Genomic DNA, 21,901 nt, shown 5'->3' with positions numbered 1-21,901 from the left:
GCCGACGACCCGATCCCCTCCGTCGTCGATGGCCCGTGCGGGTCCAGGCCGATCAACGTGACGTCGGTGAGCGCGCCGAGCGTGGATCGCCCGGCGCATCCGGTCGAGTCCGTGGGGCGAACAACCCGGCAGAGGTTCAGCCGGGAGGCGGGCGGGTCAGGCGGCGGGTGGGCCGGCGAAGGGCGCACTCCAGGTCTGGTTGGGTTGGTGGGTGCCGCAAGCGTAGGTCGTGACGGGTGCGTCGGCGTGGTCGAGGGCGCCGCCGTTGATGTCCAGGCAGAGGCCGTTGCTCTTCAGCTGGCCGGCTCGGTTGTAGGTCCAGCTTTGCCGAGTGTCGGACGTGGTGCAGCCGGCGAGTTTGAGGCCGGTGGTGTCGCCGGACACGCAGAGCGCGGGGTTGGCGAGCGAGGCGAGCTGACCGGCGGGGCCACGTTGCCACTGCTGGTTGTTGTTGCCGGTGCAGGCGTACAACCCGACGGTCGTTCCCGCGGTGGCGCCGCCGCGGGCGTCGAGGCAGAACGCGTTCTGCTGGAATCCCGGTTGGGCGGCTTGGATCTGACCGGTGGGCAAGGCCGCGCCGCAGGTGCCGGGGGCGATCGTGTACATGACGTTGTCGTGGGCCGGGATCGTGGCGGTGAGAGCGGAGGTCACCTGGCTGCTCGCGTGGTTCCACAGGTTTTTCGCGGTGCGCGAGCAGGTGAGGTTGCCGAAACCGGCCCGGGCGAGGTCGAGGGTGTAGCTGGTCGTCGCGGCGTTCTTGTTCAGCACGACGACCGCGCGAGCGCCGCCGGCCAGCGGCTTGACGACCACGTCGATGCCCGCGGTGGTGGAAGTGCCCTGGCGAGAGGCCAGGTAGCCGCCCGCGGTGGTGTCCTGGTCGACAGCGATGATGTCAGCGTTCTTCAGGATGCTCAGCTGGGTGGCGTAGGCGGCGGGATCGGCGGCCAGTTTCCGGACGTCGGTGCTGATCATCAGCGGGGAGCCCATGGCCGACCAGAGCGCGAACTGGCTGCGTTGTTCGGCCGCGGTGAGCTGGTTGTTGTCGCCGATCAGGAGCATGTCGGCGTCATTGTGGTTGCCCGGGCCGTTGTAGCGGGCGAGTGCGACGGTGTCGGTGAAGTTCTGCAGCACCCCGCCTTCGTAGTAGTCGGCGCCGTGCGGCCAGTCCCAGGCGGAGGCGCCCGGGTTGTGCCAGACGGCGATGTCCGGGCTGACCCGCCACATCTGGCCGAGCCCGCGGACCCAGTCCATCGCGTCGTACTTGGTGGCGGAGTCCGGGCCGGCGCCGGCGGGCGCGGACTCGTTGAAGAGGATCTTGCGGGAGTTGTTCGCGGTGGCCGACCCGAGCGCGGTGGCCGTGGCGGTGAACTCCTGGCGCCGGTTGCTCCACGTGGTGCCGCAGTTGTCGAGCTTGAGGGAGTCGATGCCCCAGTACGCCAGCGAGGTCGCGTCGGCCTGTTCGTGGCCCTGCACGCCACCGGGCACGCCCTGGCAGGTGTTGATCCCCGACGTGCTGTACAGGCCGGCGTCCATGCCCTGTGTGTGCACGTAGTTCGCGTAGTTCGTCAGCTCGAAGTCGAACCCGGGCTGAGAGCTGCCGCCCCAGGTGGACGCTCCGTGCAGGTAGCCGGCGCCGGTGCGCTGCAGCCAGCAGTCGTCCACGGTCAGGTTGGTGTATCCGGCGGCGACGAGTCCGGTGTCCTTCATCGCCTTGGCCTGGTCCTGCATGAACTGCTGGAACGAGTAGCCGTCGCGGGTGCCGTCGAGCCGGGCCTGCGCGGCGCAGGTGAACCTGGCCCAGTTGTTGAAGCCCATCATCGGCTTCACGCCGATCGCGGTGCTGGTGTTCGCGGCGATCGGATCCGCGACCGCGGCCGGCGCCGCCCCGGCGCTCAGGGCCACCGTGAGCAGCGCGACCGCCGAGCCGAGCCCGAAGGCCCGTGAGTTCCGCATCATCTCGTGCTCCACATCCGGATGGCGCCGCTCCGGCGACACGAAGGACCGGTGTCCTCCACGGCGCCGAGCGAGCAACGGCGGCTGCTCTTTGTGCAGACTGAATGCTTGAAACTGAGCTTTTAATGCCTTAAGCGCTCATAAAAGAACATCAGAGTGGGCTCATGGTGCGCGCACGCCACCCGCTTGTCAACGCTGTGGCCCCACGTGAGGCGTGACAAGTGGCCCCATCGGCTTTTCCGGGCCTTAAGGTGGCGGGGTGCGAACGAGGTTGCGGACACTCCGCGTCGGGGAGCGGACCTACACGTGGCGGGCCACGATCGGCCAGGTCGCCGGTGACGGTGTCGACCTGCACCGGTGTGTCCGGGTGCGCGCCTGGGGCGCCGGGAAGACCGGCCGCGCCCTGGAGGCTGACCTGCTCTCGACCGCCACCAGCGTGGAGTGGACCCCGGCCGACACGGACGGCTCCTACCCGTCGCGTGCCGACGTCCGTGGCCTGATCGAGCGCGCTCTCGCTCTCGGCTGGGATCCCGATGTGCTCGGCGGGACCTTCCGGCTGACCGAGGAGCATGACGTGGAGTTGCCGGGTTTCCTGCTCACCGACCGGGTGTGCGATCCGGGCGCGCCGGATCCGACCGCGCGGGTGATCCGGGCGGCCATGGAGCGCGCGTAAGGGGCCTCACTCTGCCGGACGTTTTCCAGAGCGCCGGCCGGGGTGAGGTCAGCCGAGGGAGGCGGGCGCGGCGGTAATGCGCCAGGACTCGTCCTCGGCGGCGGGCGGCCCAGCGTGACAGTCAGCGCGCGACGCGGGCTCTGGCAAACGCGGCCTGGCCTCGTGACCTGTTACGTGCCTGTTGCGGCGTCGAGGACTTGCCGGCCCAATGCGGCGAGGTCGCGTTCGGCGTGGTGCTGGCGAACGTAGACTTCGAGGTCGGCTATCCGCTGAGCGAACCTGCGGTCGCGGCACAGCGGGCCGGCGCCGGTCAGCCGGGGCGCGTGGTCGAGGACCTCGCGTACCGCGTGCTCGACTGCGGCGCGGCAGGTGCACGCGACGTGCCAGGGGTCGGCGGCGGTTTCGATGGTGCCCGCGGCCTGCAGGAGCAGCGCTTCGGCGGTGCGGATCGCGGTGTGGATCGCGCCGAGGTGGGCGAGCTGGTGGTCGTCGGCACGTCCGGTGTCACGCAGGTGAGCCACGATCGTGTCGGTGATCGCGGCCGCGCCGCCGAGCCAGACGGCGGCGACGCCGGCGCTGCCGAGTGCGAAGCCGGGGCGGCCGAGGTACCAGTCCGGGGGGCCGATGAGGGCGTCGGCGGCGACGAGGATGCCGTCGAAGACGACGTCGCCGCTGTCGGAGGCGTCCATCCCGACGGCCTGCCAGGTGTCGGGGTGGCGCTGCACGCCGGGGTCGGTGAGGTCGACCTCGACGAGCCGGTCACCGGCGGCCACCAGCGCGCGGTCCAGCAGTGACAGCCCGGAGCAGAACCGTACGGTGCCGCTGAGTTTGCCGTCCTCGAGGATGGCGCCGGTGCCGGCGGACTTCGCCGCCCAGACGCCGTAGAGCGCGCCGGGCTGAGGGGCCCGGCCTGCTTCGCCGAGGATCGTGACGGCGTCGGCGTGACCCTCGGCCAGCCGGGCCAGCGTCAGGTCGATCCGGCCGAGCGCGGCCAGCGCCGCCCACCGGCCGGCGAGCCCTCCGGTTCCGGGCTGGGGAAGCTCGAGCGCGCCGGCGGCTTGCAGGGTGCGAAGGTCGGCGCCGATGGACGATGTGGATCGCGGCAGCGGTAGTGGTTTCGGGGTGAGGTCTTCCAGAAGACCGAAGGTGGGTCTTTCTTCCCAGGTGATCACGCCGTGGTGGTACCCGGCGCGTCACCGTCCCATGCGCGATCCGCCGGTATCGGAGCCGGTGCTGGGTGGGGAGGTGGGCGAGCCCGCCGATGACCGGATCATGCTCGGGACCCGAGCGCACAGGAGCGTCGGGGTTCCACTGGTCGGCGATCGTGATACCCGGCGGAACGAGGACGAGGCCCTCGAGCCACTGGGCCGGCGCGTGCCGGGTGCGGGCGGCGAGTGGGCTGGCGCTGTGCTGGTAGAGGTCGATGCAGGTGGGGACCTGCTCGCGCAGGTCGGGCGGGGACGTCTCGTCGGTCGAGTGCGACAGGGCGAGGTAGCTGCCGGGAGGTAGGGCGGCGCGGTAGGCGGCGATGATCCCGGCGGGGTCGTCGCGGTCGGGGATGAAGTGCAGGACCGCGATCATCAGCCGGGCGATCGGCTGGTCGAAATCGCCTCGGGGCGGCGTGGATCGGCGTCGATGACCGTGGTGGCGGGGTCTCCGCGCAGCAGCAGCCGGCTTTGGGCGACCGCGACGGGGTCGTTGTCGGCGTAGAGGACCTTGACGTCCGGGGCGACGTCGCGGCGCGGTAGGTCCTGCTGGACCAGCGCGACGCCGCGGCCGAGTCGGGCGCGGGTCGCGGTAGCGATTGTGGGCCTGCCGGCGCCGGACGGGGCCCGGAGCACGACCAGATGTGTGTGCGGTGAGCCAGTCGGCCCGCTCAGCTGTTCCTGCGACGTGGCCGCCGTGGGCGGTGTGGCTGAGGCGGGCGTTGCCGCGCGAGACCTGATTGATCCGGCGTCAGCGCGTGCGCTCACACGGTACGCGGGGTTCGGCAGTGGCACCGAGTGGTGCAAGAATCCGCGTCGGCCGCTGGTCTTTTATGCCCAGGCTTGGCCTGCCGGCCTCGTAGTCGACAACATCATCGCGCATGAGCCGCCATCTGTAATAAATTCTCCTTTCGTTGTGGCGCGAGTCGCTCGCAGCGGGACCTGCCGGCCGGATGTCCGGGTCCCATTCCGCGAAGAGCCGCGATCGCGTCGTTCGGCGCGCGACGTGCTGTGCAGCTGGTGTGGACAGGGCGAGGAAAGCGCCTGAGGCGGCGGCAGTCTCGGGGGAGGAAAGCCGCCGCCGGTCTCTGGTCCCGCGGCGGATGCCGCAACGCCGATGTCGGCCCGCCGTTCCCGGTTGTTACGCCGTCGACGCGTCGGCGAGGTGTCCGAGAAAGGTTGCGGTACCGAGGTTTTCGCCGGCGAGAAGAGTCGTCGGCGGGAAGTCGGGCGGTGTGCCGGGCTCGCCCCCTACGCGAGCCCGGCACCCCGCATCCCCTGGTGGCGACCTCGGGCTCCCCAGCCGTCGAGGACGCTGATCCCCGCGCGCGGCTCCTTGAACCGCGCACGTCGGTGAAACCTGCCCGTCAGCGTTGCGTGACGGGAGTGCAGATCATGAACACCCGCGCGGGGGATGTTCGACAGCAATGCGAGCCGGCGGTTCGGCATCGCTTTCCGCCGAGTTCCCGCAGATCGACCGCGGTAACGGGCCGCAGGCGCGCGATGCGGGACGCCGCCGGGAGCCGGTCACCGGGGCTGCGACGCGCTCGTCCCGGTGGCCGCGTTTGTTCCTACCAGGGGTACCAGGCGCCGTTGTACCACTGCTCGTTCGCGTCGTCGTTGTGGTGGTCGGCGTTGAAGTCCTCGGGGTAGTTGACCTGGTGGTTGTGTGGGTAGGTCCAGATGCCCGCGGACTCGTCGCAGACGTAGTCCCAGTGGCAGATCGACTTGACCGGCACGTTCCCGAAGAACCGGTCGGCGCCGGCCAGCGGAGGGCCGACGATCCCGCCGAAGGGCACGCTGCCCCCGTCGGTTCCCGGCGGCGCCTTGCGCTTGGGGTCGGCGACGAGCACGGCGTTCACGTTGCCGAAGGTCGGCCAGTTCTCGGTGACCCAGGTGTGCACCACCGCGGCGCCCAGCGAGTACCCGATCGCCTTGACGTGCTGGTCCGGGCAGGCGCCACGCTGGTCGCGGACCAGCCGGTTCAGCTCGTCGACGCCCGCGCGGGCGCTCGCCCCGTCGGGAATGTCGCTCGGGTAGCCGACGTGCTGCTGGATGTTGCCGGTGAAGCCGTCGTTCCACCAGCGGCTCCCCGTCCCGCCGACGACGATGGTGTAGGTGCCGTCGCAGGAGGCGGTCGCCTGCGCGGTGGGCGCTCCCACCAGCGAGAGCCCCGCCAGCACCGTGAGCCCGGCCAGCAGGGCCGGTGTTCGCCGTTTCTTCATTTCGATCTCCCCTTCTCGTTCGCGGGCTGCCCGTGGCGTGCCTGGCTGTTTCCGTGGTCAGGTGGTACCGGCGAAGGCCTGCTCCAAGCGCGGCACGTAGTCCACCAGGTCCTGCGCCCAGCACCCGGAGGCGTGCTTGCCCTGGCAGTTCGGCCCCCAGCCACGGCCGTTGCCGTAGTCGACCGCGTAGAGGGGGTGCCCGAGCCTGTCGAGAGCCGTTTTCATGCCGCGCTGGGCGGCTTCCGTGACGGCTTCGGCGAACGCGGGCTCGTCGAGCAGGAGGTTCGCGAGATTGCCGTCACCCGAGCCGGTGTAGAGCGAGATGCCGACGCCGCCGAGTCTGTCGGCCTTGACGACTGGGCTGTGCGCGAGGGCCGCGGACAGGTCACCGGCCTCGTTGAGCGGGCCGAAGACGGAGTCGGTCGGGACGGCGGGGCCGAAAGTGCTGCCGCCCGTGGTGTCGCCGGAGCCGGAGGTGCCCGACAGGGCGAATCCCGTGTTGGACAGAGTGCCGCGGATCGCCGTGCGGACCCAGTAGAGGCCGAGGTCGAGCGCGCCGGACAGCGACACGGCCTGACTGAACAATTCAGGGTGGTTCTCGGCGTAGTTCAGCGCCCCGAAGCCGCCCATCGACAGCCCGCCGATGGCTCGCCCGGCCTTGGCCGCGACGGTGCGGAAGTTCGCGTCGACGAACGGCACCACCTGGTTGACGTGGAAGGTTTCCTACTTCTGAGCGCCGGCGGCGGTGTCCTGGCGAACCCAGTCGGTGTACCAGCCGCGCAAGCCACCGTCCGGGATCACCGTGATCATCTGCTGGGTGGCCAGCAGCGCCGGGTAGGCCAGCCCCGGCTTACCCGGGTCGTCACCGACGCCGTGCAGGAAGTAGAACACCGGGAAGCGGCGGCCGAGATCGGTGTAGTAGCTGCTCGGGACGATGATCCGGATGTGGTGCGGCCCGGCCACTTCCGGCGTCGTCACGGTGACGACGAAGTTGGTCGGGCTGCCTTCGGCCGGGCCGACCTGGGTGAGGCCGTAGCCGTCGGTCAAGGTTGGCGGAGCGCCAGGGTCGGCGTGGGCGGCGGGGCCGCCGAGGAGGCTCACCGCCGCCGCCAGCCCGGTTGCGGCGGCCGCCAGCCGGGCCCGGATTCGCGGGCCGGGCGAGGGGACTCTCATGCGTTTCACGGTTCGCTTTCTCGGTGGCGTGGTCACGGGTTGGTGGTCACGTGGAAACCTGCGCCGTAGACACCGGGACGAGCGGTGTCGCGGGCGCGGAGGTCGGCGAGGATGTTCGCGGAGCTGGTGTAGACGTACGGCGGAACACCCAGGACGATGGCCTTGGTGATGCCCGCCCACGGGCCCGCCGCCTGGAAACCGTTGCCCTGGGCGGGATAGGCGGTCCCGGGAACGTGCCAGATCGCCGGTCCGCCCGAGTCGCCACCCTTGTGCTGGGCCCAGGACTGGTAGATGCCACGGACGTTGGCGGTGACGCGGCCGTAGGAGACGCCGAGCTGGCCCGACACCACCAGCTCGTTGGTGTTGTTCAGTGCCGCGCCGAGCAGGCGTTCGTCGTCCAGCGGCGGGTTCAGCGCGTGGGGACTGGGCGGCCCGCCGGGAACCTCCAGTTCCCCGGTCTCCTTCAGGTACGGTCCTTGGGCGGACGGCGTCACCGCCGGGACCAGCTCGATGATCATGTAGTCCTTGACCGGATCGCCGGTCATCGAGCCTTTCCGGTCCTTGAAGTACCGGACGTACCCGATGGGGCCGAACGCGGTGTCGTTGCGGTCGTAGACCGGCTGGACGTTCTCCGGGATGTCGCGATCGCCGTACTGCCCGGTGGGATCACTCAGGCAGTGCCCCGCCGAGATGGCGATGGTCCGCGCGTACCGGTCGGTGCCGACCGCTCCGATCGTGCAGAAGTCGTCGGGCCGGTCCAGCCCGAAGATGATCTGCAGGGAGTTGAAGACGCGTTTCCCGGGCGCGGCTCGGGCGTCGGCCTCACCAGCGGCGCCGGTGAGGGTCAAAGTGATCGTCAGCGCGGCGGTGAGCACACGGGTGGTCGTCCGGTTGCGCATACAGCTGATCTCCTTCGAAGGGTTGCCCGGCGGGTTACCGGCTGCCGCAGAGCGCGGAGTCGACGACGTCGGCGGGTGAGGGCCGGAGGTTCGTTTCCTCGAACGCGTTGGTCACCATCGAGGCGTAGCGGCCGTCGTCGGTCGCCGCGGTCCACGAGCTGTAGCCGGACACGGCGAGGCCGTTGTGGTACCAGGCCACCCCGCCGCAGGACAGCGTGATGGCCTGAAGCCCGAGGCCCAGGCCGACGTAGGCCGGATCGTGGACCGGGACCTGGACGGTCCGGCGCATCTCGGCCAGGGCGGCCGGGGAGACGACCCTGCCGTCGAGCAGTGCGCGGTAGAACACCGACAGGTCCGCCTGAGTCGAGACGATCGCGCCGGCCGAGCTTTCGATCGACGGTTCGGCGGCGAAGGGGGCCGAGGTGGTCTCGGTCCAGAAGAAGAACGGCCCGGCCCGCACCCCGCGGTACCCGGGGACGTACGGAGCGGGCAGGGACCGGTCACCCGGCTGCGGGAAGCTGGTCCGGGCCAGGCCGAGCCGGTCGATGATCCGGCTGGTGATCGCCTCGCCCACGGACGTGCCGGTGACCTGCTCGATCAGCAGGCCGTTGATCAGGTAGCCGAGGTTGGAGTAGACCACGCCGGTGCCGGGCGGGAACGCCGGCCGAGCGGTCTGGAGCCCGACCCGGACCAGGTCGCGAAGCGCGACGCTGCCGTCGGGCCGGAGCAGGCCGACGGTGTTGCGGGCGTAGTCGACCAGGTTCGGGTCGGCGATGCCCGCGGTGTGCTGGAGCAGCTGCCGGACGGTGATCCGGGTGCCGTCGTAGCCGTTGCCGTCGACCACGCCGGGCAGGTAACGCTCGATCGGCGCGTCGAGCTCGACTCTGCCCTCGTCGACGAGCTGCAGGATGGTGGCCGCGGTGAAGGTCTTGGTCTGGCTGGCGGCGCGGAAGCGCTCGTCCGGGCCGATAGGACGCGCCGGCGCTGTGATCGTGGCGCTGCCCGTGGATAGGTGCCACGATCCCGCCGCATTGCCCGCGTAGACGGCCGCGCCCGGTCCGGCGTGGGCCTGGTAGCCGTTCAGCACGGCCTGGGTGTCGGCGTGGGCCGTGGTCGCCGACGCGGGCGCGACCGGTGCCGCGGCGATGGCGACGGCCAGTACCGCGCCGGCCCGCCACCGGCCGGAAATCCTGCTCACGAATGCTCCTCCTTTTCCGTGGCCGGGAAGGCCCGGATGGTCCTTCCCGGCCGTTGACGGGGTGGACTTGCTGCCGGTGCCGGGACCCCGGCCGGGTGGCCCCCCACCGCCCGACCGGGGAGATTTCGGGCACCGATCAGCTTCCCCGGCGGCGATCGGCCGCCGAGGCGTGGTGCTCGCTCAGGATGGCGTCAGCGCAGGTCGGAGCAACAGCGCAGCAGCCGGTCAGAGATGACCGGTGATCGCGGTAGGCTCCCCGTGACGAGATCCGCACTCACGGTGGGGGGCCATCGCGGTGTCCAGTCGGGCAGGCGTTCTGCTGCGGGCGATGCGCCGTCACGCGGGGTTGACGCAGGAGCAGCTGGCCGAGCGCTCCGAAGTGAGCGTGAGCACCATCCGGCGGCTCGAGAACGGCAAGCCCATCGATCCGCGGATGGGCACGGTGAAGCTCCTCGCCGAAGCCCTGGGCACGACGGCCGCCGAGCAGCGTCGGCTGCTGGCCGAGTTCGGCGCGCCACCGGACCCGGCCGACGTCGACGACCCGCTGGACCGCCCCTCCGCCCCGGCGGAGCGCACGGCGGACTCGCCGGCGCGGCGCGCCTTGGCCGACGCCGCGGACCAGCTGGCGCACGTGGTCGGCTCCCGCTGGCGACGGGAAGAGGAGCAACGCCGGCTCCACGACCCCTTTCCGCTGCCCGTGCGGTGGCAACCGGCCCCGGCGGAGCTGACCGACGGCTGGGACAACGTCCACCGCGTCCGGCCCGGGGGCACCTCGGCTCCGGTGGACCTGGCCGGTGACCCGGACGAGCTGGCGACCGTCTACCGGCGGATCCCGTCGGGGCGGCTGGTGGTGCTGGGGCGCGCCGGCTCCGGCAAGACGATCCTGGCGCTGCGGTTCGTGCTGGACTACCTGCGGGCCCGCACCAGCGCCGACCCGGTGCCGATGGTCCTCAGTCTCGGCTCGTGGGATCCGGCCACCGCCACGCTGCGGGACTGGCTGATCGAGCGGCTGCCGCACGACTACCCCGACTGCCCCAACCTGGCCGAAAGCCCGCCGGGCCGTCCGACGCTGGCTGCCACGCTGGTCGACGGTGGATACGTCCTGCCGGTGCTGGACGGATTCGACGAGCTCGCCGCCGGCCTGCGTGCGGCCGCGATGGAGGCCCTCGGCGTCACCGCGCTGCCGTTCCTGCTGACCAGCCGGGTCGAGGAGTACGCGGGCGCGGTCGCCGCGACCGACGTGCCGAGCGCGGCGGCCGGGATCCAGCTGGTCGACCTCACCCCGGGCGACCTGGCCGACTACCTGCCGCGCACCACCCGCCGGGCGCGCGGCGCTTCCGGCGCCGGGACGGTGTGGGAGCCCGTGCTGACCGAGCTGCGCGACCGGCCGGAGAGCGCGGCCGCGGTCAACCTGGCCGCGGCGCTGACGACGCCGTTGATGGTGGCCCTGGCCCGGGCCGTGTACAGCGACGTGCCCGGCCGGGATCCGGGCGCGCTGCTGGACACGACCCGGTTCCCGGCGCCGGAAGCCCTCGAACACCACCTGCTGGCCGGGTTCGTGCCCGCCGTCTACCGGCGGCGCCCGCCGCACCTGGGCGCCGGCGCCCGCCCACTCCGGCAGCCGGGCTGGGATCCGGAGCGCGCCCAGCGATGGCTGGGCCACCTTGCCCGGCACGTCGACCGGTTCGGTGGCCGGGACCTGGCGTGGTGGCAGCTGGGCCGTTCACTGCACCGTTCGTCGCGCGTCCTCGCGGTCACCTCGGCCGCCGCGCTGGCCCTGGTCCTGGCCAGCTGGCTGGTCTTCGTCCCGGCGGATCTGCTCGGCCCCGGGATCGCGGTCGCGGTTCGCGAGGGCATGCTGGACGGACTCCTGATCGGGCCGACGGCCGGGCTGGCCTTCGGGCTGGTGTACGGGCTCTTGGTCGCCTACGGCGGGATGGTGTTCGAGCCCTCCCGCGTGCAGCTGCGCCTGCTGGGCCGCCGCAACCGCACCGGACGGCGGCTCGCGCGCGCCTACGCCGCCCGGTTCGGCACCAGCCTGCTGGGCGGCTTCGTGATCGGGCTCGGCTACGGGCCGGTGAGCGCGACCGTGCGCGGGCTGCTGTTCGGATTTCCGCCCGACCTGGCCACGATGGCCGAGAAGTCGCTGTTCAGGGTCTTTTTCTATGGTCTCGTATTCGGGCTGGCGGCCGGGTTCGTGTTCTGCCTCATGGCCACCTTGGAGACCCCGCTGGACGTCGGCTCCGCCGCCACCCCACTCGGGCTGCTGGCCGCGAACCGCAGGACTGCGCTCCGGCAGGTGCTCTTGCTCGCCCCGACGGTTACCCTCGCCATCGCCTTCGGCGGGCGGCTCGTCGTCGACCTGCTGCAAGAGCCCTTGGGACCTCTTCGCTGGCCGCTGTCCACCGGCTTGCTCATCGGCGCCGTCAGCGGACTCGGCGGAGGGCTTTCCTACGTCCTCGCCTTCACCGCCTGGGGGCAGTGGGTGCTGCTGTCGCGGGTCTGGCTGCCGCTTACCGGCCGGCTGCCCTGGGCCGTGACGGCTTTTCTGGACGACGCCTACCACCGCGGGGTGCTGCGCCAGGCGGGCGCCGTCTACCAGTTCCGCCACGCCCGGCTCCAGGACCACCTCGGCCGGACGTCCCGGACCGGGCTCACCGAACCGCCCTGATCGGCGACCGTGCTCGGTGGCCGGATCACCGGAACGGCGAGCTGACTTCTCGAATTCAAGGTGATCAACAGTCATAGGAACGGAGCGCGGTCCGGCCGTGTGGGCGTGGACCGCGGCGACGAGAGTCCAGCGGTAGCCGAGTCGCGTCCGCCCAGAGCGTGGCCGATCTCGACCCGCCCGCAGCACCGTGACGCCCGTTTCGCATCCAGGTGGAGGAAGTTCCGGAGATGACGCATTTTTGGCCCTGGAACTGGGTATGTTCTCCGCGCGGGCCCGGTCGTTACCTCCCCCCTCGATGACCGGGCCCGCCTCCATGACACGGGCTGATCGCCTGTCGGCCACAAATGTCGAGCCGGATCACCACCGGACGCCGTTGCCGACTGCGCGCAGTGACTGACGCTGAGGTCGAGCCCACGGGTGGGCGTGGTGAAGATCCGAGGAGCAGGCTGCGGATGCCGATGCTCGCAAGTACTTCCCGCACTCATCGGTTCACCTCACTCCGGCGGGCACAAAAGTTGTCGCGCGGTCGGGCCGCGAGGGCAAGATCGCCGGCCCAGGACGGCCACTGCAACGCGGCGCGCCTGGTCGCGATCAAGGCTTCGTCGTCGGCGAAGCTGGGCGAGGCGCCGAGCGGTACCCAGGTCTGCGCCACCGGCAGCCCGTTCTCCACGCTGCAGGATCAGCCGGGCATGGCCGCTCGCATCACCAGCTCGGCACGGTCGCGCAGTTGCGGGGGCTGTTGGAGGAGGCGGAGCAGTGGTACCGCCAATCTCTGACCATCGCCGAGGAGCTGCAGGACCGGCCGGCGCTCGCTCGCACCTAGGTCCCGGTCCGGCGCACCTGGCCCCGGTCAGCAGCAGATCTCGATCTGCAGACCTTAGAGACAATCTGGGGGTTCCCTCATCGTTCGCACGGCCACCCTCGCCTGGACTGTCTTCAAAGATCTGCGCACCAAAACTTTGAAGCCCAAGGCCGACATCGTCGAGCGGCGAGTCCGCATCGAGCTGCCACCCGCCGAGCATACCTGCGAGCCGCGCGCACCGTGCCGCAGACTCTTCACGAGAAGGCCCGCTCCCACCCTTCAGAGGCGTGCTGATTCATGACGTTGGTCGCGTTGACCACCGTCTCGCCCGAGCTTTTGTCCGAAACCCAGTCGTTCACCCAAACTGCTCTGTACTCAGCCACTTACATGCCCTCCTGCTCCACCTCAATCGACAGCTGCATACATCGGCACTGCAGTCATTCGAGAGTGTCGGTGATCTCGGCGGTCAACGCACGCATCGCGGCCGCGTCGAGGTCCTTCACGTGCGTGGCCTCCAGGGCGAACGTCGTACCGTCCGGGCGGGTGCCGGTGATCTTCACCGATCCGGTCCGGTGCCGGATCCACGTGACGAGCACCGTCACGACCGCGGTGGCTACACCGCCTGGAGCGAGCGCCACCGCCAGCGCCTCCGGAAGGCCGGCGGCGAGGGTGCCCGGCTCGCCGGCCGCGGCGAGCACGCGGGTGCGGCCGCGGAGTCGCTCGTCGGCGGACAGCCAGTCGTTCAGGGAACCGAGTTCCACAACGGCGTCGCCGGCGGTGATCCGGATCGTCAGGTCCACTTCGGACTCCTATTCGGTGTGGTCGACGTCGATGGTCTGCGGTGGCTTCCCGTCGGCGTACCGGACGATCCCGACGGTCTTGCGGGCCGGTACGCCCTGCCGGCTGAAATCGAGGTTCTCTTCCGCGCCGGGCACCGACAACGAGCCGTGGAGGTTGCCCAGCTGGGCCGTTACGGCGGCCGGGTTCACCGGCCCGGCCGACCGCGCGGCGCCGGCCGCGGTGACCAGCGTCATCAGTGCGTCGTGGGTCGAGATCGCGTCTCCGCTGGCGGCACCCGCCGGGTCGAACCCCGCCCCGGCGAAGTCGTCCCGGTACCGCTGGTAACGGGGCGGGTTCCCGGGCGGCGGTCCGGAGGGCGCCGCCCAGCCCGCCGGGACCAACGTCGTGACCGCGACGTGCGCGGCCGCGAGCCGGGAACGCCGTGCCGGGTCGAGGAGCACTTCCCCGGCTTCTGTGGTGATCACCTCGAGCGGACCGCAGACGCCCGGCAGGTCCGCGGTCGCGTCGAGGAAACTGCTGAGATCTCCTTGGCTCCCGGTGAAGAACACCACCTCGGGCCGTTGGACGCAGAGGTCTCGCACGACTGTTTCGAATACGTGAGTCCGGTAGCCTCGCGAGCCGACATAGTTGTAGGAGGTCGGCGGCCCGAGGACGGGGCCGACGCGGGTCTCGATGTCCTTCCGCAGCGAACGGGCGTAGAGGTTGCCGGCGTCGGTGTCGCCGATCAGCGCGGTGTCGCCCTTGATGCCCTTTCTGCCGACGTACCGGGCGATGACGGCGGCCAGCTGCGTGTTGGTCGGCCGGACCCGGAGCAGGTTCGGCAGGACGTCGCCGAAGTCGTCGGCTGTCACGAGCGAGGCCACGACGGGCAGGCCCCGGTCCTCCAACGCGCGGACACCCTGGAGCGTCTCCGGTGAGCTGACGCCCATGCCGATGACCCCCACCAGCGGCGCCGGGCCGGAAGTCATCGTGGCCAGCCGGCCGGTCACCGGTTCCCAGGCGCTTTCCGACGCCCCTTCGTTGGCCAGCACCAGCCGGACCTTCAGCTCGAGCCGATTGGCGGCCACCTGCGCGGCGTGAGCCCCTTCGAGCTGGCGCCGGACCGAGTCGACGGTGAAGACGCCGTTGCCGGCGCCGACCGGGATCGGGGCCATGACGGCCACCGTGACGGCCGGCCCGCCGCCGGACTCGACGCGGGCATTCTCGTCGGCGATCCGCTGCTCGACGGCGGCCAGCTCCGGCCGGAACACGTACTGTCCGGCCGTCACGCCGACGCATTCGTCGCCGAAGGTGATGCTGCTGGACGACTGCAGCCCGGACGGGCACCCCTGGTCGCTCAGGGCGGTCCCGTAGACGATACCGGCGGCGAGGACGAGGACACCCGCGGCGAAGGCGGTCACTCGGCGGGAACGGCGCCGGCGGCCCGTGCTCGCGTCGAGGAACGCCCGCGACCGCGCGGGTAGCGGGGCGCTGTCCTGCACGGTGAGCGCGACCGCGACCGTCAGCTGCGTTCCCCGGTACAGCAGACGCCGCCGCCGGTCCTCGTCGAACCAGCGCTCCGCCGCCGTGGCCAGCCGGCGGCGCACGAGCAGTGACTGGCGGCTGTCCTCCAGCCATGTCCGCAGCCGCGGCCACGCGCGCAGGACGGCGGAGTGCGCCAGGCCGACCGTGTTCCCGTCCGTGGTCAGCAGGCCGCTGGCGACCAGGGCGTCCAAGATGTGCTCGGCCGCGGGACGGGCTTCGGGCGCGACCTCGTCGATCAGCTCGTCCCGCGCCACCAGCTGGCGGGTGATGGCCATGCCGTCCCGTACCGCGGCCAGTCGCAGCGCCAGTGCGCGGAGCACCATCCGGTCCGGCTCGTCGAGCGCGTCGTGGACCAGCTCGGCCGAGGTTTCCACGGCGCGGGCCACACGGCCGGAGTTGGCGTACCCGGTCACGGTCAGCAGTCCGCCCTGGCGGCGTCCCCACGTCTCGCGCAGGGCGTGTGAGAGCAGCGGGAGCACCTCGCCCTGCTGCAGGTCGAGCTCGGTGCCCCGGTCCGCCGCGAGGGCCTCGGCCTGGTCGTGGACGTCCTGCAGCACGATCTGCACCAACCCGGCCTGCAGGCTCAGCCCGGCAGCCGCCGCAGGCGCCTGGACCGCCGTCGCGAGCTCGGCACCCGAGAGCGGGCCGAGCAGGACCTGGCCGGTCTCCAGGGCGCGGCGCAGCTGCGGGTAGGCCAGGCAGTGGCGGTAGAAGTCGGCCCGCAGGCCCAGCAGGACGACGGCGTCGCCGAGCAACCCGTCGCGGCTCGGCCCGGTCAGGGCCGCGACGAAGCTGTCGCGTTCCTGGCGGTCGGTGCACTCGGTGAAGATTTCCTCGAGCTGGTCGACGACCAGCAGCATCGACCCGGTTCCGTGGCCGGCGAGGGCTTCGTACAGTGCGGCGAGCGGCCGCGGCCCCGGGGTGAGAACGACCGCGACGCGGGGTTCCGCGGTCCGGCCGGCGTCGGGCACCACCCCGGCGCGCAGCAGCGACGACTTGCCCACACCCGAGGGACCGACCAGGACCAGCGGCGGGTCGCCCGGACGCGCCTTCGCGATCCGGTCCAGCAGTATGCGGGTTTCCTCGGCGCGGCCGAAGAACCAGGCCGTGTCGTCGGTGTCGAACGCGGCGAGCCCGCGGTAGGGGCATACGTCGTCACCGGCGGTGCTTTCCGGTTCGGTGTCGATGCTGGTGTCGGTGAGCCGGAACGCCGGGTTGATCGCGAGGACGAAGCCGTCCACCGCCTCGGTCGCCAGGCGGCGAGGACGTGGAAAGCCGCGGGCGGGCAGCATTTCGCGCAGGTGAGCGTGCACGTGCTGCAGCGTCAGCTCCCGTGGGCCGTCCGGGTCGCCTTCGCTGAGCAGCTGGATCAGCGCCCCGCCGAACGCGGTGTGCCGCTCGCCCGGTGGCGCGAGGGCCGCCTCGTTCGCACCGGCGGCGGTCAGCACGTAGCCGCCGTGGATGCGCGAGAGGCCGGTCGCCTCGGGACCGGCCGTGTCCCCCAGCGTCGCGAAGGCGCGCCCGGAGTAGCAGCAGTCCAGGATCACGATCTTCACACGTGCGGGGCTCTCCAGCACAGCGTCGCGCACCTGGGCGTAAGCGACGGCGGTGTGTGTCAGGTAGCCGGGGCGGGTGTCGGTGGCGGCGGTGGCGAGGTAGAGGGTGCCGTCGAGGCTGACCAGCCCGTGGCCGCAGAAGTAGACCAGCAGCGCGTCTTCCGCGCGCCGGGTCTCTTCGGCGAGTGCGTCGCCGACGCCGAACGGCAGGGCGGGGTCCAAGACGACCCGGACGTTGTCCTCCATCATCCCGCACCGGTCGACCAGCACGGCGGCGAAGTCGGTGACGGTGGCCGCGACCGCCGGGACTTCACCGAGCCCGGCCGCGTCAGAACCGCCGGTGGCGCACCCGGTGCCGATGAGGATCGCCCGCGAGCCCGCCGCACGCAGATCGGTCACGGCAGCCCGCGGGGAGTCGCTCCGGTTTTGCTCACGGGCATGAATATCTGTGGCTGGGAACCGTGCGTTACACGGAGGAGCGATGTGCCCTCGGTCGAGACTGTCAGGGGCAGCCGGAGCCCGCGCACGTTCATCTTCGTCTGGCGTTGGTGATGGCGGAGTCTCTGGTTGGCAAGGGCTGGGCAGCCGGTCGCGACGATGTTGCGGCGTCGGTAAGCGATTCGGTCGAAGGCCGGTGGGCGTCCACCGGCCTGACCGCGGCGCAGCCGGTTCGCCTGCTGGTCACGCCGCTCCGGAATGGTCGCCGGGATGTGCCGACGGCGCAGGTAGGAGCGGATGGCCCGGCCGGCGGGGTCGTCGCGGTCGGGGATGAAGTGCAGGACCGCGATCATGAGCAGCACGATCGGCTGGTCGAGGTCGAGCGGCGCGCGGGTGTCGGGGTGGCGCAGGTCGGCGTCGATAGCCGTGATGGCGGGATCCTCGCGCAGAAGAAGCCCGCTCCGGGTGACCGCGACCGGGTCGTTGTCGACGGAGACTACAGCTACGCGCCAATCTGGACAGCTGGTCGCCTGACCGGGGTTCCACACCAGGATCGGCCGTCATAGAATGCCTCATGGCGAAGATCGGACCGGTACCAAGGCCAATCTGCTGCTGTACGGCTTGATTGTGTCGGCTCCGACACCGGGAGGTCGGCTGTTGTTGCGTGTGCGCGGCGCGTTCCGGCGGGTGCGGCGTGACGGCACCCGGCAGGCCTACGACGCGTTGCTGGAGCAGACCTGCGAAGCGCTGGCGGTGGAGCATCGTCCGAGTGTGCGCTCCGCCGGTATCGATCGGGAGATCGAGTGCCTGAGTGTGGAAGAAGCTCTGCGAGACAAAGGCTTAGTGATTCCGTGAGGTTCCACAGCGGACGGTATCGGCGACTCGCGGCGCTGGTCTGCGCCGCTGCTCTGCTCGCTGGTTGCGACAGCGGCGGATTCCAGCCCTCGCCTCCGCCGGATTTCGACGGCGTGCTCCGGGAATACCAGAGTCGCTACGACGCCGTGCGCGCGAAACTAGCCGGATTCGCCGTACCGAAGGCGAGCGCGGAGGCCAACTCCTGCGACCGGCCGCTGGATCCAGTGCCCACGTCGCTTCCCCACGCCGACATCCCCGAGGGCGCCCGAGTCTCGGCGGACGCGGGCGACAACGCGGAACTCCTCCTGGCCGCCGACCTGACCGCCCCGGACCGGCAGCACAACCCGGCCACCGAGCCTGGGACGTTCTTCGTGGACCCCGGCTTGTTCGCGCGAGGACTCCGGCTGACCGGCCCGGCCGGACCGCTGGGCAGCCGGCAGATCCCGGTCGATACCGGGTACAGCACCCGGTTGGATATCATCAACGAACCGGAGCGCGTCACCCAGCTGCGGATGCTGCTCGACGCCGGGCTCCAGGTGCGGTACTTCGTCGCGGTGCGGGTGGTGGCGTACGAACCGACCAGATGGGACCCGATACCCCCGGAATACGGGCGGGGCGCCTTACCGGCAGGCAGTGTGACCGTGGACGCCTTTGTACTCGATCTGGAACGGGGCGACATCCCGTGCCGGCTACGTGCTTCGGGCAACGCGGACGGCACGGCCTGGCGCGACGCGATCGATCTGACCCTGCGGTTCTCGCTGGCCGGGAACATCGACCACGTGCTCAAGGAGATCAGGTGAAACAGCAGGGGTTCCGCGGCTCCGAGATCCGTGATGACCCTGCTGTGCCAAGATAAAACAGTCGAGGAGGCGATGGAAGCCGACGAAGACTTCCTCACCGTGAGGACGCGCGGTCAGTTGGTCGCGAGCCGGCCGCCGATCCACCGCCCGAGTTCGATCAGGACCACGCCCGCGGCGGCGCAGCCGAGGGCGATGAGGGTGTGGCCGGTGTTGCCCGGGTCGAGCAGGAACAGCCGCTTTGTCACCGGAAGGACGAACAGCAGGCCGGACACGAGGGCCATCGCGGCGACCAGGCCGGCCTTCCACCAGGTGTAGGGCCGGGCGATGATGCCGAGCACCCACAAGGCGAGCGCCATCAGCGTGATCAGCGCCGTGGTGCTCGCCTGGACCTGCGTGGTCTCGCCGCCGCCGTGGCCGGGATGGGCCAGGAGGTAGGCGGTGAAGGAGGCGCCGGCGATCACCACCCCGGCCGGGATCGCCGTCCGCAGGACCCGGCCGACGAAGCCGCCGCGGGCGCGGTCGTTGTTGGGGGCCAGGGACAGCACGAACGCGGGCAGGCCGATGGTGAACCAGCCGACGATGGTCACGTGCCGGGGCAGGAACGGGTAGGGCACGGCGGTGAGGCCGATCAAGCCGGGGACGCCGACGATGAGAGCGAGCAGTACCGAGTAGACGGTCTTGGTGAGGAACAGGTTGGCAACCCGCTCGATGTTCCCGATCACCCGCCGTCCTTCGCCCACGACGTGGGGGAGGGTGGCGAACGCGTTGTCCAGCAGGACGAGCTGGGCCACCGACCGGGTCGCCGGGCTGCCCGCACCCATCGCGACACCGACGTCGGCGTCCTTGAGCGCGAGGACGTCGTTGACGCCGTCGCCGGTCATCGCGACCGTGTGCCCCCGCGACTGCAGCACGGCGACCATGGCCCGCTTCTGGGCGGGCGTGACCCGCCCGAACACCGTGCCGCGCTCCACTTCGGCGGCGAGCGCTTCGGGATCCGCGGGCAGGGTCCGGGCATCGACCGGCGCGTCGGCCCCGGGCAGGGACAGGGCGCGAGCCACCGCACCCACCGAGACCGCGTTGTCGCCGGAGATCACCTTGACCGCCACGCCCTGGGTGGCGAAGTAGTCCAGGGTCTCGCGGGCGTCATCGCGGATCGTCTGCTCCAGGACCACCAGCGCGACCGGGTCCACTTCGCCGGGCGCCTCCGGAGCGTCGACCGCGGCACCCGCCCGGCCGAGCAGCAGCACCCGCAGCCCCTGCGCGCCGATCCGTTCCGCCTCGGCGCGCTCGGCCGAGCCGGCGGCCAGCAGGACGTCGGGGGCGCCGAGCACCCAGTCGCCGTGGTCGCCGAAGCCCGCACCGCTCCACTTGCGCGCCGAGGAGAAGGGCGCGACCGCCTGCGCGGTCCAGCCGGGCGTCGGCGGGCACGCCTGGGCGATCGCCAGGAGGCTCGCATTCGGGCGGGGGTCGGCGGCGGCCAGCGCGGCGAGCACGAGTTCGGGGGCGCCGTCCGGCTCGCCGAACGGACGTACCTCGGAAAGCCGCATGGTGTTCTCGGTGAGCGTGCCGGTCTTGTCGGCGCACACGACATCCACCCGCGCCAGGCCCTCGATCGCCGGCAGCTCGTTGACCAGGCACTGCCGCCGGCCCAGCCGCACCACCCCGACCGCGAACGCGACCGAAGTCAGCAGGATCAGCCCCTCGGGCACCATCGGGACAAGTGCGGCCACCATTCCGCGAAGCGCGTCGGGCAGGGCTTGCGAGCCCGCGAGCTGGTTGTAGATCGACAGCCCGCCGGCCGGGATGAGCAGGTAGGTGATGACCTTCAGGATCGTGTCGATACCGGAGCGCAGCTCGGAGTCCGCGAGGGTGAACCGTCCGGCCTCCTCGGCGAGCTTCGCCGCGTAGGCTTCCCGCCCGACTTTTGTCGCGCGGTAGGCCGCGTTGCCCGCCACCACGAAACTGCCGGACATCACCGGGTCGTGCGGGTGCTTCACGACCGGATCCGATTCGCCGGTGAGCAGCGACTCGTCCACTTCCAGGGCTTCGGCCGCCAAGACGGTGCCGTCGACGACGATCTGGTCGCCCGGGCCGACCTCGATCACGTCGTCGGCGACCACGTCGGCCGGCGCGAGGTCCCGGCTGACGCCGTCTCGGCGGACTCGTGGCCGGACCTGGCCGACGATCGCCAGCCGGTCCAGGGTCCGCTTGGCCCGCAGCTCCTGGACGATGCCGACGACGCTGTTGGCCACGATCAGGCCGGCGAACAGCCCGTCGAGCAGGTAGCCGGTCGAGAAGATGATGACGGCCAGCACCGCGAAGATCGCGTTGATCCGGGTGAACACGTTCGCCCGCACGATTTCGCCGGCGCTGCGGCTCACCCGGGCTGGTACGTCGTTGGTCCGGCCCGCGGCGACCCGTTCGGCCACCTCGGCGGCGGTCAGTCCACATGCGACCTCGTCGACAAGCAGGTGTTGGTCCCCTGACATAGCCGCGACCGTACGCAAGTTCCGGCTCGTCCGGGCGGCCGAGCCCACGAACGGGTGTGGAACCAGCCGGCCGGCGGGGGACATTCAGCCGGGCAGGGGGGTGGTTCCGGACGCCCGGCGGCTGGGCGGACCGGGAAGACCCCACGACACTGGAACACGACGTTCACCGCATGTTCAACCGGATGCTGAGCCGCTCCGGCATCGGTAGCCTGTCCGTCGACACGGTGCTGGACTCGCCGCACGCCGCGCGCGGCCTGCCTATCACCGGGCAGGTGCACATCCGGGGTGGCCACGCGGACGCCGAGATCGGCAGGTCGTGCAGCAGGAACTGCGGTCCCGGCGGGGCAGCCCGTCTCGATCCCGTTCCGGCTGCCACTGTCGTGGGAGACGCCCGTCAGTGGCGCCCGATAGAGGACCTCGACCCGGTGCTGGCGGGCCCGCTGCCTTCGCAGAACAAGATGATGGACGCGTGTCGGGCGAGCTCGGATTCCACCAGGAGCTCGAGTTTTTTCGCGCCGGCCACCCCGGTCGAACTCCCAGTACCACAACGCGAACGCGATCACGTTGGTCAGCCAAATCGCGCCGCCGCTCGCCGGCAGCGGGCCGATCGAGAACGCGCTGCTCAGGCCTCGCAGTCTC

At 71.2% G+C, this 21,901-nt stretch carries 14 protein-coding genes and 3 pseudogenes; 5 read left to right on the top strand and 12 right to left on the bottom strand.

The genetic code is table 11. The features are described 5' to 3' along the window. Positions 1-156 precede the first annotated feature (156 nt). The gene (locus ACZ63E_RS26425) at positions 157-1,953 is read right to left on the bottom strand and encodes a ricin-type beta-trefoil lectin domain protein (protein ID WP_465338791.1); all 1,797 of its coding nucleotides are present in this window, start codon (positions 1,951-1,953) and stop codon (positions 157-159) included. A gap of 259 nt (positions 1,954-2,212) precedes the next feature. Here ACZ63E_RS26425 and ACZ63E_RS26420 point away from each other — a divergent pair, with 259 nt between their 5' ends. Next, positions 2,213-2,626 carry a hypothetical protein gene (locus tag ACZ63E_RS26420; protein WP_465338790.1) on the top strand — a complete coding sequence of 138 codons (414 nt, stop codon included), beginning with the start codon at positions 2,213-2,215 and terminating at the stop codon, positions 2,624-2,626. Positions 2,627-2,796: 170 nt separating this feature from the next. On the opposite strand, the gene ACZ63E_RS26415 is transcribed toward ACZ63E_RS26420, so the two are convergent. From ACZ63E_RS26415 to ACZ63E_RS26385, 7 genes and pseudogenes are all read right to left on the bottom strand, one after another. Beyond that, entirely contained in the window at positions 2,797-3,798 is a 1,002-nt protein-coding gene (locus tag ACZ63E_RS26415; protein WP_465338789.1) for an acyl-CoA dehydrogenase family protein, read from the bottom strand. Between the two features lie 133 nt (positions 3,799-3,931). After that, positions 3,932-4,467 (bottom strand): annotated as a pseudogene (locus tag ACZ63E_RS26410) (SAM-dependent methyltransferase); the annotation flags it as partial. Positions 4,468-5,402: 935 nt separating this feature from the next. Further along, a complete protein-coding gene (locus ACZ63E_RS26405) occupies positions 5,403-6,056 on the bottom strand; it encodes a cutinase family protein (protein ID WP_465338788.1) in 654 nt (217 codons plus the stop codon). Positions 6,057-6,113: 57 nt separating this feature from the next. Continuing rightward, positions 6,114-6,767 (bottom strand): annotated as a pseudogene (locus ACZ63E_RS26400) (alpha/beta hydrolase-fold protein); the annotation flags it as partial. 12 nt (positions 6,768-6,779) lie between these two features. Then, positions 6,780-7,229, bottom strand: coding sequence for a hypothetical protein (locus tag ACZ63E_RS26395; protein ID WP_465338787.1), 450 nt, complete (start codon positions 7,227-7,229; stop codon positions 6,780-6,782). 32 nt (positions 7,230-7,261) lie between these two features. Further along, complete coding sequence (locus ACZ63E_RS26390) at positions 7,262-8,128, bottom strand: hypothetical protein (RefSeq protein ID WP_465338786.1); 867 nt, start codon at positions 8,126-8,128, stop codon at positions 7,262-7,264. Positions 8,129-8,162: 34 nt separating this feature from the next. Beyond that, positions 8,163-9,326, bottom strand: a complete 1,164-nt coding sequence (locus ACZ63E_RS26385) for a serine hydrolase domain-containing protein (protein WP_465338785.1) — start codon at positions 9,324-9,326, stop codon at positions 8,163-8,165. 295 nt (positions 9,327-9,621) lie between these two features. Here ACZ63E_RS26385 and ACZ63E_RS26380 point away from each other — a divergent pair, with 295 nt between their 5' ends. Beyond that, the gene (locus tag ACZ63E_RS26380) at positions 9,622-11,997 is read left to right on the top strand and encodes a helix-turn-helix domain-containing protein (RefSeq protein ID WP_465338784.1); all 2,376 of its coding nucleotides are present in this window, start codon (positions 9,622-9,624) and stop codon (positions 11,995-11,997) included. A gap of 1,239 nt (positions 11,998-13,236) precedes the next feature. Here ACZ63E_RS26380 and ACZ63E_RS26375 read toward each other — a convergent pair. From ACZ63E_RS26375 to ACZ63E_RS26365, 3 genes are read right to left on the bottom strand one after another with little or no spacing between them, the layout of a single operon-like run. Beyond that, a complete protein-coding gene (locus tag ACZ63E_RS26375) occupies positions 13,237-13,599 on the bottom strand; it encodes an effector-associated constant component EACC1 (protein WP_465338783.1) in 363 nt (120 codons plus the stop codon). A gap of 9 nt (positions 13,600-13,608) precedes the next feature. Further along, positions 13,609-17,079: a caspase, EACC1-associated type gene (locus ACZ63E_RS26370; protein WP_465338782.1), complete on the bottom strand. Its 3,471-nt coding sequence runs from the start codon at positions 17,077-17,079 to the stop codon at positions 13,609-13,611. Then, positions 17,076-17,666, bottom strand: coding sequence for an SAM-dependent methyltransferase (locus tag ACZ63E_RS26365; protein WP_465338781.1), 591 nt, complete (start codon positions 17,664-17,666; stop codon positions 17,076-17,078). The genes ACZ63E_RS26370 and ACZ63E_RS26365 overlap by 4 nt, the downstream gene beginning before the upstream one ends. Before the next feature lie 19 nt (positions 17,667-17,685). Here ACZ63E_RS26365 and ACZ63E_RS26360 point away from each other — a divergent pair, with 19 nt between their 5' ends. Next, positions 17,686-17,973 (top strand): hypothetical protein, encoded by a 288-nt coding sequence (locus tag ACZ63E_RS26360; protein WP_465338780.1) that lies wholly within the window; start codon positions 17,686-17,688, stop codon positions 17,971-17,973. Continuing rightward, a complete protein-coding gene (locus ACZ63E_RS26355) occupies positions 17,970-18,773 on the top strand; it encodes a hypothetical protein (RefSeq protein WP_465338779.1) in 804 nt (267 codons plus the stop codon). Before ACZ63E_RS26360 ends, ACZ63E_RS26355 begins: the two co-directional genes overlap by 4 nt. 113 nt (positions 18,774-18,886) lie before the next feature. On the opposite strand, the gene ACZ63E_RS26350 is transcribed toward ACZ63E_RS26355, so the two are convergent. Continuing rightward, a complete protein-coding gene (locus tag ACZ63E_RS26350; RefSeq protein WP_465338778.1) occupies positions 18,887-21,262 on the bottom strand; it encodes an HAD-IC family P-type ATPase in 2,376 nt (791 codons plus the stop codon). Positions 21,263-21,432: 170 nt separating this feature from the next. Here ACZ63E_RS26350 and ACZ63E_RS26345 point away from each other — a divergent pair. Then, positions 21,433-21,513: pseudogene (locus ACZ63E_RS26345) on the top strand (hypothetical protein); the annotation flags it as partial. Between the last annotated feature and the right edge of the window lie 388 nt (positions 21,514-21,901).

Source organism: Amycolatopsis sp. NPDC104819 (assembly GCF_055583145.1).
This window is presented reverse-complemented; position numbering and strand designations above follow the sequence as displayed.

Bases quoted from the DNA above. Each gene is read 5' to 3' on its own strand.
- ACZ63E_RS26425 (WP_465338791.1), bottom strand. From the start codon at position 1,953: ATGCGGAACTCACGGGCCTTCGGGCTCGGCTCGGCGGTCGCGCTGCTC.
- ACZ63E_RS26405 (WP_465338788.1), bottom strand. From the start codon at position 6,056: ATGAAGAAACGGCGAACACCGGCCCTGCTGGCCGGGCTCACGGTGCTG.
- ACZ63E_RS26390 (WP_465338786.1), bottom strand. From the start codon at position 8,128: ATGCGCAACCGGACGACCACCCGTGTGCTCACCGCCGCGCTGACGATC.
- ACZ63E_RS26360 (WP_465338780.1), top strand. From the start codon at position 17,686: ATGCCTCATGGCGAAGATCGGACCGGTACCAAGGCCAATCTGCTGCTG.
- ACZ63E_RS26395 (WP_465338787.1), bottom strand. From the start codon at position 7,229: ATGAGAGTCCCCTCGCCCGGCCCGCGAATCCGGGCCCGGCTGGCGGCC.
- ACZ63E_RS26350 (WP_465338778.1), bottom strand. From the start codon at position 21,262: ATGTCAGGGGACCAACACCTGCTTGTCGACGAGGTCGCATGTGGACTG.